The sequence below is a fragment of the Brachybacterium sp. YJGR34 genome (assembly GCF_003347015.1).
In the GTDB taxonomy this organism is placed as follows: domain Bacteria; phylum Actinomycetota; class Actinomycetes; order Actinomycetales; family Dermabacteraceae; genus Brachybacterium.
Genome location: NZ_PNFB01000032.1, coordinates 22,516 through 30,491 on the forward strand (window position 1 = coordinate 22,516; position 7,976 = coordinate 30,491).

10 protein-coding genes are annotated in these 7,976 nt (G+C 73.8%); 5 read left to right on the top strand and 5 right to left on the bottom strand.

Annotated features, from left to right (window positions below):
* Positions 1–43 precede the first annotated feature (43 nt).
* Both CXH06_RS17715 and galE read left to right on the top strand, forming a co-directional pair.
* Positions 44–1,504 (top strand): GuaB1 family IMP dehydrogenase-related protein, encoded by a 1,461-nt coding sequence (locus CXH06_RS17715; RefSeq protein ID WP_114856526.1) that lies wholly within the window; start codon positions 44–46, stop codon positions 1,502–1,504.
* Between the two features lie 38 nt (positions 1,505–1,542).
* On the top strand, positions 1,543–2,541 hold the full coding sequence (galE, locus tag CXH06_RS17720; RefSeq protein WP_114856527.1) for a UDP-glucose 4-epimerase GalE: 999 nt from the start codon (positions 1,543–1,545) through the stop codon (positions 2,539–2,541).
* 36 nt (positions 2,542–2,577) lie between these two features.
* Here galE and ilvA read toward each other — a convergent pair whose 3' ends face one another.
* The 3 genes from ilvA to CXH06_RS17735 are packed head-to-tail and all read right to left on the bottom strand — an operon-like array spanning position 2,578 to position 4,717.
* Positions 2,578–3,897 carry a threonine ammonia-lyase IlvA gene (gene ilvA, locus CXH06_RS17725; protein WP_114856528.1) on the bottom strand — a complete coding sequence of 440 codons (1,320 nt, stop codon included), beginning with the start codon at positions 3,895–3,897 and terminating at the stop codon, positions 2,578–2,580.
* A complete protein-coding gene (gene ispF / locus CXH06_RS17730; RefSeq protein ID WP_114856529.1) occupies positions 3,894–4,406 on the bottom strand; it encodes a 2-C-methyl-D-erythritol 2,4-cyclodiphosphate synthase in 513 nt (170 codons plus the stop codon). Before ispF ends, ilvA begins: the two co-directional genes overlap by 4 nt.
* Positions 4,403–4,717 carry a PTS sugar transporter subunit IIB gene (locus tag CXH06_RS17735; RefSeq protein WP_114856530.1) on the bottom strand — a complete coding sequence of 105 codons (315 nt, stop codon included), beginning with the start codon at positions 4,715–4,717 and terminating at the stop codon, positions 4,403–4,405. Before CXH06_RS17735 ends, ispF begins: the two co-directional genes overlap by 4 nt.
* 145 nt (positions 4,718–4,862) lie before the next feature.
* Between CXH06_RS17735 and CXH06_RS17740 the strand changes: the two genes are divergently transcribed.
* Positions 4,863–5,618, top strand: a complete 756-nt coding sequence (locus tag CXH06_RS17740; protein WP_114856536.1) for a 2-C-methyl-D-erythritol 4-phosphate cytidylyltransferase — start codon at positions 4,863–4,865, stop codon at positions 5,616–5,618.
* Positions 5,619–5,628: 10 nt separating this feature from the next.
* Positions 5,629–5,940, top strand: coding sequence for a hypothetical protein (locus tag CXH06_RS17745; protein WP_114856531.1), 312 nt, complete (start codon positions 5,629–5,631; stop codon positions 5,938–5,940).
* Positions 5,941–5,972: 32 nt separating this feature from the next.
* On the opposite strand, the gene CXH06_RS17750 is transcribed toward CXH06_RS17745, so the two are convergent.
* Both CXH06_RS17750 and CXH06_RS17755 read right to left on the bottom strand, forming a co-directional pair.
* Positions 5,973–6,722 (bottom strand): 2-C-methyl-D-erythritol 4-phosphate cytidylyltransferase, encoded by a 750-nt coding sequence (locus CXH06_RS17750; protein ID WP_114856537.1) that lies wholly within the window; start codon positions 6,720–6,722, stop codon positions 5,973–5,975.
* A 25-nt stretch (positions 6,723–6,747) separates the two neighbouring features.
* Positions 6,748–7,230 (bottom strand): CarD family transcriptional regulator, encoded by a 483-nt coding sequence (locus tag CXH06_RS17755; RefSeq protein ID WP_114856532.1) that lies wholly within the window; start codon positions 7,228–7,230, stop codon positions 6,748–6,750.
* A 185-nt stretch (positions 7,231–7,415) separates the two neighbouring features.
* Here CXH06_RS17755 and CXH06_RS17760 point away from each other — a divergent pair, with 185 nt between their 5' ends.
* Positions 7,416–7,925, top strand: a complete 510-nt coding sequence (locus CXH06_RS17760; protein ID WP_114856533.1) for a hypothetical protein — start codon at positions 7,416–7,418, stop codon at positions 7,923–7,925.
* Positions 7,926–7,976 lie beyond the last annotated feature (51 nt).

Below are 7,976 nucleotides of genomic sequence, written 5' to 3' on the forward strand. Positions count from 1 at the left end.
TGGTGGAGGTCGTGCGAACGCGGTGTTCCGTATCCTGAGGAGCATGCGCCTGATCCACACCCCGTCGACCGATCTCACCTACGACGACTGCTTCTTCCTGCCCGGACGCTCCGCGGTCACCTCGCGCTTCGATGTGGACCTCGGCAGCGACGACGGCACCGGCACCACCATCCCCCTGGTCGCCGCCAATATGACCGCCGTCTCCGGCCGCCGCATGGCCGAGGTGATGGCGCGGCGCGGCGGCCTGGCCGTGCTGCCCCAGGATCTGGCCCCGGAGCGGATCGACTCGATCGTGCGCTCGGTCAAGCAGCGTGACCTGGTCGTGGACCATCCCCTGACCCTCACGGTCACCGGCACCCTGGGGCAGGCGGCGGACCTGCTGCCCAAGCGCCCCCACGGCCTGGTGGTCGTCGTCGACGAGGAGCGCCGCCCGCTCGGCACCATCAGCGCCGAGGAGATCGCCGGTCGGGATTCGTTCTCGCAGGTCGGCGACGTGCTCAGCGAGGACGTCCCGGTGCTGCGCCCCGCGGATCTCGCGGTCGAGCCCGCCCAGCTGCACGGCCGCATCGCCGCGACCCATCACGACGCGGCGCTCGTGGTCGACGAGGACGGTCTCCTGCGCGGCGTGCTCACCGCCACGTCGGTGCTGCGCTCGACCATCTACCGGCCGGCGACCGACGCGGAGGGCCGGCTGCGCATCGCCGTGGCCGTCGGCATCAACGCGGACGTCGCGACCCGCGTGAGGGACCTGGTCGCCGCCGGGGTCGATGTGATCGTGCTGGACACCGCCCACGGCCATCAGGACCGGATGATCGACGCGCTGCGGAGCGCGCGCGAGGTGCTGGGCCCCCGGGAGGGCACCGCGGTGCGACTGGTCGCCGGCAACATCGTCACCGCGGAGGGCACGCGCGAGCTCATCGAGGCGGGCGCCGACATCGTCAAGGTCGGCGTCGGCCCCGGCGCGATGTGCACCACCCGCATGATGACCGGCGTGGGGCGTCCGCAGTTCTCCGCGGTCCTCGAGTGCGCCGCCGAGGCCCGCCGCCTCGGCGGCCGCGTGTGGGCCGACGGCGGGGTCCGCCACCCCCGCGACGTCGCGCTCGCGCTCGCCGCCGGCGCCTCCAACGTGATGATCGGCTCCTGGTTCGCCGGCACCTACGAGTCCCCGGGCCAGATGCGCGCCGACGAGGCGGGCCGCCGCTACAAGGAGTCCTTCGGCATGGCCTCCAAGCGCGCGGTCTCCCACCGCACCGCCCACGAGGACGCCTTCGCCCGCGCCCGCAAGGGCCTGTTCGAGGAGGGCATCTCCACCTCCCGCATGTACCTCGCCGAGGGGAAGGGCGGCGTCGAGGACCTGCTCGACGAGATCACCGCCGGGGTCCGCTCCTCCTTCACCTACGCGGGAGCGGTCAGCACCGACGAGTTCCGCCAGCGGGCCGTGATCGGTCTGCAGGGCGCGGCCGGCTATCAGGAGGGACGCCCGGTCTCCAGCTCCTGGAGCTGAGACCTCCGCGCACCCCACGGGCCGGTAGGCTCCGGACCATGACGACTCTCGTGATCGGTGGTGCCGGATACATCGGGTCGCACGTGGTGCGACTCCTCCTGGAGCAGGGGGAGCGGGTGATCGTCGTCGACGACCTCTCCACGGGCCTGCGCTCGCGCGCGGAGGGTGCCGAGCTCCTCGAGCTCGACGTGACCCGGCCGGAGGCGCGCGAGGTGCTGGCCGAGTCCCTGCGGTCCTCCGGCGCCGATTCCGTGATCCACTTCGCCGCCCACAAGCAGGTGGGCGAGTCCGTCGAGAACCCGGAGATGTACTGGCACGACAACATCGGCGGGCTCGCGAACGTGCTCTCGGCCTGCGCGAGCGCCGAGGTGCGCGACGTGGTCTTCTCCTCCTCGGCCGCGGTCTACGGGGTCCCGGACGTCGACCTGGTCACCGAGGACCTCACCCCGCGGCCGATCAACCCCTACGGCGCGACGAAGTACGTCGGCGAATGGATGCTGGCCGACGCCGAGCGCGCCCACGGCATGCGCACCGTCGCCCTGCGGTACTTCAACGTCGCCGGCGCCGGCTGGCCGGAGCTCGCGGACACCGCGGTGATGAACCTGGTGCCGATCGTGCTGGACGCCCTCGAACAGGGGCGGGCACCGGTCGTCTTCGGCGACGACTACGACACCCCCGACGGCACCGGCATCCGCGACTACGTCCACGTGCTCGACCTCGCCCATGCCCACCTCGCGGCGCTGGACTACCTGCGCGGGGAGGAGCGTCCGCACCGGGTGTTCAACGTCGGCACCGGCGAGGGCTCGAGCGTGCTCGAGGTGATCGACGCGATCGCCCGCGCCCGCGGCATCGAGATCACTCCCGAGATCGGCGCACGCCGCCCGGGCGACCCCGCCCGGCTGATCTGCTCCGGGGACCGCATCGCGCAGACCCTGGGCTGGAAGTCCGAGCACGGGCTGGACGACATCGTCCGCTCCGCCGTCGAGGCCCGCGCGGCCGCCCTGGCTCCGGACGCGGACGCCTACCCGGAGGGCTGAGCCCCCGCGGCGCGGTCGCCGCGGTGACCGCGCCGCTCAGGTGAGATAGCGGTAGATCGGGTCCTGGGGGTCGATGCGCTCGATCTCCATGCCCGAGGCGGCCATCCGCGACATCAGCGGCGCGAGGTCCTCCTGCGTGCCGATCTCGAGCCCCACCAGTGCCGGGCCCTGCTCGCGGTTGTTGCGCTTGATGTAGTCGAACAGCACGATGTCGTCGTGGGGGCCCAGCACCCGGTCCAGGAAGCGCCGCAGCGCGCCCGGCTCCTGCGGGAAGGTCACCAGGAAGTAGTGCTTGAGCCCCTCGTGGACGAGGGAGCGCTCGACGATCTCGTGATAGCGGGAGACGTCGTTGTTGCCGCCGGAGAGCACCACGACGACATCGCCCGCCCCGTCCTCGGGGGAGGGGCCGGCCGGCCGGCCGAGCGCGGGGATCAGGTCCGTGGCCACCGCGGCCGCGGCGAGCGCCCCGGCCGGCTCCGCGATGATCCCGTCGACCTGGTAGAGCGCGAGCATCTCGGTGCACACGGCGCCCTCGTCGACCGCCAGCAGCTCCGGGTCGATCTCCTGCACCATCCGCAGCGGTCCGGCGCCCACCCGGCGCACGGCCGCGCCGTCCACGAAGCGGTCCATCTCGGGCAGGGTCACGGGATGGCCCGCCCGCACCGCGGCCGCCATGGAGACCGCGCCCGCGGGCTCCACACCGACGATCCGCACCGCCGGGAGCCGATCGCGCAGCCAGGCGCCGCAGCCGCCCAGCAGCCCGCCGCCGCCGACGGGCAGGACCATCGTGCCCACCTCGCGCCCGTGCTCGGCGCGGAGCTGCTGGGCCGCCTCGAGGGCGACCGTGCCCTGGCCGGCCATGATCACCGGATGGTCGAAGGGCGGGACCGGCGTGGCGCCGGTGCGCTCGGCGTCCAGCGCCGCCGCCTCGGCCGCGTCGTCGAAGGTGTCGCCGACGAGCACCAGCTCCACGAGATCCCCGCCGATCGCGGTGATCCGCTCGCGCTTCTGCCGCGGGGTGGTGCCGGGGACGTAGATGCGGCCGCGGATCCCGAGGGCACGGCACGCCTGGGCGACGCCCTGGGCATGGTTGCCGGCGCTCGCGGCGACCACTCCGGCCTCCCGCGCCGCGGCGTCGAGCGCATCGAGGAAGAGGTGGGCGCCGCGCAGCTTGTAGGAGCGCACGGACTGCAGGTCCTCGCGCTTGAGCCAGACCGGCACGCCGGCCAGCGCGCTGAGGCGCTCGCTGTGCTCGAGCGGGGTGCGCCGCAGCACCGGCGCGAGGCGCTGGGCCGCCGCCTCGACCTCGGCGGCGGTCAGCGGCAGCTCGGTGGCGGTGCCCTCATCCCCGGTCATGCCGGATCCTGCCCGACCGGGATCACCAGAGCCGTCGCGATCGCCGCGATGCCCTCGCCGCGGCCGGTCAGGCCCAGGTGATCGGTGGTGCTGCCGGAGACGGCGACCGCGGCGCCGGCGGCGCGGCTCATCGCGGCATCCGCCTCCTCGCGACGTGCCGACAGCCGCGGACGGTTCCCGAGCACCTGCACGGAGACGTTGCCGATCTCGAAGCCGGCCGCGCGCACGCGCCGCGCGGCCTCGCCCAGCAGCAGGGAGCCGGAGGCGCCGTCCCACTCGGGGCGGTCCGTGCCGAAGTGGGCGCCCAGGTCGCCGATCCCCGCGGCGGAGAACAGCGCGTCGCAGGCGGCATGGCAGGCGACGTCGGCGTCGGAGTGTCCGGTCAGGCCGCGCTCTCCCTCCCAGAGCAGGCCCGCGAGCCACAGCTCCCGAGGGGCATCGGCGGGGGAGAGGGCGTGGACGTCCACCCCGATGCCGACCCGGGGCAGCGGTGGCGCGAGGGGGCTCACGGGGCGGTGCCCTCCGCGCCGCCGGTGCGGTCGATCCTGCCCAGCAGGCGGTCGATGTCGTCGTAGGTGACGCTCGGGCTGGTGCCCAGCAGCAGGGGCATTCCGGAGACCTGCGGAATGCCCAGCGCATCCGGGAGATCGACGGTGCTGACCACGAGATCGGCGTGGAAGTCCGGCGACAGCAGGTCCATGACGGTGGCCTGGACCACCTGGACCCGGCGGCCGTGGGCGGCGACATGGTCGCGCACCTGGTCCGCGATCAGCGCGGAGGTGGCGATCCCTGCGCCGCAGACGACGGCGATGGTGAGCATACGATCTCCTGAGCTGTGGATGAACATGGTGCCGGGCCGCGAGGGACGGTGCGGTCCGCTCGCGGGCGGCACCGGCGACAATCGATTCTGTCACGTCGTGGCCGGGCGGGCCACGCCGGTGGTCCCGGCCGTCTACGATGCCACCGTGAACCAGCCCCGCCGTCCCCGCGCCCCCCGCCTGCGCGGGCGGGCCGCCGGCGTGGTGCTGGCCGGCGGCTCCGGCACCCGGGTGGGGGCCGGCATTAACAAGGCGTTCCTGCCGCTGGCCGGTCGCAGCATCGCCAGCTGGGGGCTGAACACGCTCGCCGCCGTCGAGGGAGTGGGGCTGCTGGTGTTCGTGGTCCGCCCCGAGGATCTCGAGCACGCCCGCTTCGTGGAGGTGCGCGAGACCGACGCCCCGCTGGAGATCATCACCGGCGGCGACACCCGCCAGGAGTCCGAGCTGCTCGCCCTGCGCCACCTCGCCGACCGCATCGACACCGGCGTCATCGACACCGTGCTCATCCACGATGCGGCGCGGCCGCTGGTCAGCCACGGGCTCGTCTCCGCGGTGCTGCACGCCGCGCGGGAGCGGGGCGGCGCGGTCCCGGGGATCCCCTCGGCGGACATCGCCCCGGCCGGCCCCGAGGACACCCTGACCGCGGACCACGGTCACCCGACGGGCGAGCTGGTGCGCGTCCAGACCCCGCAGGGCTTCCGGGCCGCGACCATCCTCGACGCCTACGAGGCGGCGGCCCGCGACGGCTTCGTGGGCACCGACACCGCCTCGTGCGCGGAGGAGTACACGGACCTGCCCGTCACGTGGGTGCGCGGCGAGGAGACGAACTTCAAGATCACCTATGCCCAGGACCTGCTCCTGGCCCAGGACGTCGTCAGCGCGCTAGGTTTGAGGTCACCGTGAGGAGGAGCCGATGAGCGTCGAGGAGAGCTACCTGCGCTGCACCGCCTGCGAGCAGGAGGCGGAGCACGTCGTGGTCTACGCCGGTCGGTTCGTGTCCCAGATCCGGTGCACGGGCTGCGGTGCGGTGACCCGCCTGGACGTCTCCGAGGACTACCTGCCCGACCTGCGCCAGCGCATCTCCAGCAAGCCGGGGCGGCTGATGCGGCGGCTGCGCCGCGACCCCGGCGAGCTCGCCACCAGCCTGCCCTCGCGCACGCTGTCCAAGCCCGGGAGGATGGCCGAGGAGTTCCGCACCGTCTGGCGCGGTCGGCGCCGGCGCTGAGGCCGCCCCGGCGGACCGCCCGGCGGGCGCGATCAGGACTGCCGGGCCAGGCCGTGGCGGTGCGAGGTGTCGCGGGCCAGGCCCAGGGAGATCTGCGCCTGCCAGAGGGTGAGGCGATCCCGTACGGCGAAGCCGGAGTGCGACCCCGGGACGGTGCGCACCCGCGCGCCGCCGTCGAGCGCCGCGAGGATCTCGTCGAAGTTGTCGTCGCCCTGCCCCTCGACGGCAGGGCCGTCCGCTGCCGCGACCCGCGCCGGCGCCGCCAGCGCCGCCTCGAGCACCCCGCGGCGCAGCAGCCGCGGACTCTGCAGACCGGCGAGGGTGGAGCGGTCGATGTTGCGCAGCCCGTCGGGACGGACCTCCTTGACGGAGTCGGTGAGCGCGACCACGGGGACGACGGCGTCCACCCCGTCCTCGAGGCCGGAGAGCACGCGCCGCACGGCCGCGGCCGGGGTGAGGGCGCGCTCGGCGTCGTGCAGGAGAAGCAGCTCCTGGTCGGCGGAGCTCTGGGCGAGCGCCGCCCGGAGCGCCTCGCGGCGACCGCCGTCGACGGCGAGCACCTGTCGGCGCGGTCCCAGCACCTCGCGCAGCCCGGCGGCGGCCTCGCCTCCGGCGACCACCAGGGGAGGGGCCAGGTCCAGCTCCTCGTGGGTGCGCAGCAGGCGCTCGATCAGGCGCGAGCCGCCGAGCAGCTCGAGGCTGGGCGTGAGCCCGCCCCGGGACAGTCCCGGGGCGGGTGGTGCGAGGGCGAGGACGATCGGCCGCACGGCGGCCGAGGTCACGACGGGAGGCACGGAGGGGAGGGCCTCAGGAGGCGAGGACCTCGTCGAGGATGGACTCGGCATCGGCCTCGTCCGTCTTCTCCGCGAGCGCGAGCTCGGAGACGAGGATCTGGCGCGCCTTGGCCAGCATCCGCTTCTCCCCGGCGGACAGGCCGCGATCCTGGTCGCGGCGCCAGAGATCGCGGACGACCTCCGCCACCTTCTTGACGTCCCCGGAGGCCAGCTTCTCGACGTTCGCCTTGTAGCGGCGCGACCAGTTGGTGGGCTCCTCGGTGTAGGGCTGGCGCAGCACCTCGAAGACCTCGTCGAGGCCCTCCTTGTCCACCACGTCGCGCACGCCGACGAGGTCGACGTTGTCGGCGGGGACCTCGATCGTCAGGTCGCCCTGGGCGACCTTCAGCTTGAGATAGGTGCGGTCCTCGCCCTTGATGGTGCGGGTCTTGACCTCTTCGATGAGTGCGGCCCCATGGTGCGGGTAGACGACGGTCTCGCCGACGGCAAAGTTCATGTGGTGGGTCCCCTTTCCGCGGGCAAGTCTAGCATTCCACCCTCGTGGTAAAATGCCCTGCTCTGCAGAAGAAGCCCTGCTCACGGGCCGCGGAGACCGTCCGGACCCCCGCGGTGCGGTACCCTGTCAGGGCAGTTCCCAGATCGTCCCCGCCGCGTCCGCGGCCTTGGAACAGGAGTCCTCCCGTGCGCCGTCCCCGCCGTCTCGTGCTCGCCGCCGCCGCCCTGGGTCTCGCGCTCTCGGCCTCCGGATGCGCGGTCTTCAGCCCGGTGCAGACCCACGACTTCTACCAGGCCGCCGACGGCACCAACGCCACGCTCGAGCAGGACGGCGCGTCCGTCGCGGGAGTGCGCAACGCGGTGCTGTACCTCGCCGAGGACGGCACGGCCACCTTCTTCGCGACCGTCGTGAACTACTCCGACCAGGACATCAGCGTCGAGCTCGAAGGGCTCGAGGGGTCCTCCTCGCTCTTCGACGCCACGGTCACCGTCCCCGCGCACGAGACCGTCCGCCTCGGCTCCGGCGAGGACCAGCAGGAGGTCCCGGTCGGCGAGGTCGCCGCGGTGCCGGGCTCGATCCTGGATCTCGAGGTCAGCGCCGAGGGGCTGAGCGAGACGATCTCGCTGCCCACCGTCGAGGGCAGCCTCGGCCACTTCGAGCAGCCCGCGGCCGCCGAGGAGCAGCCGGCGAGCTGAGCGCCCGCCACCCGAGCACGGCGCCCCCGCAGCCTCGGCTGCGGGGGCGCC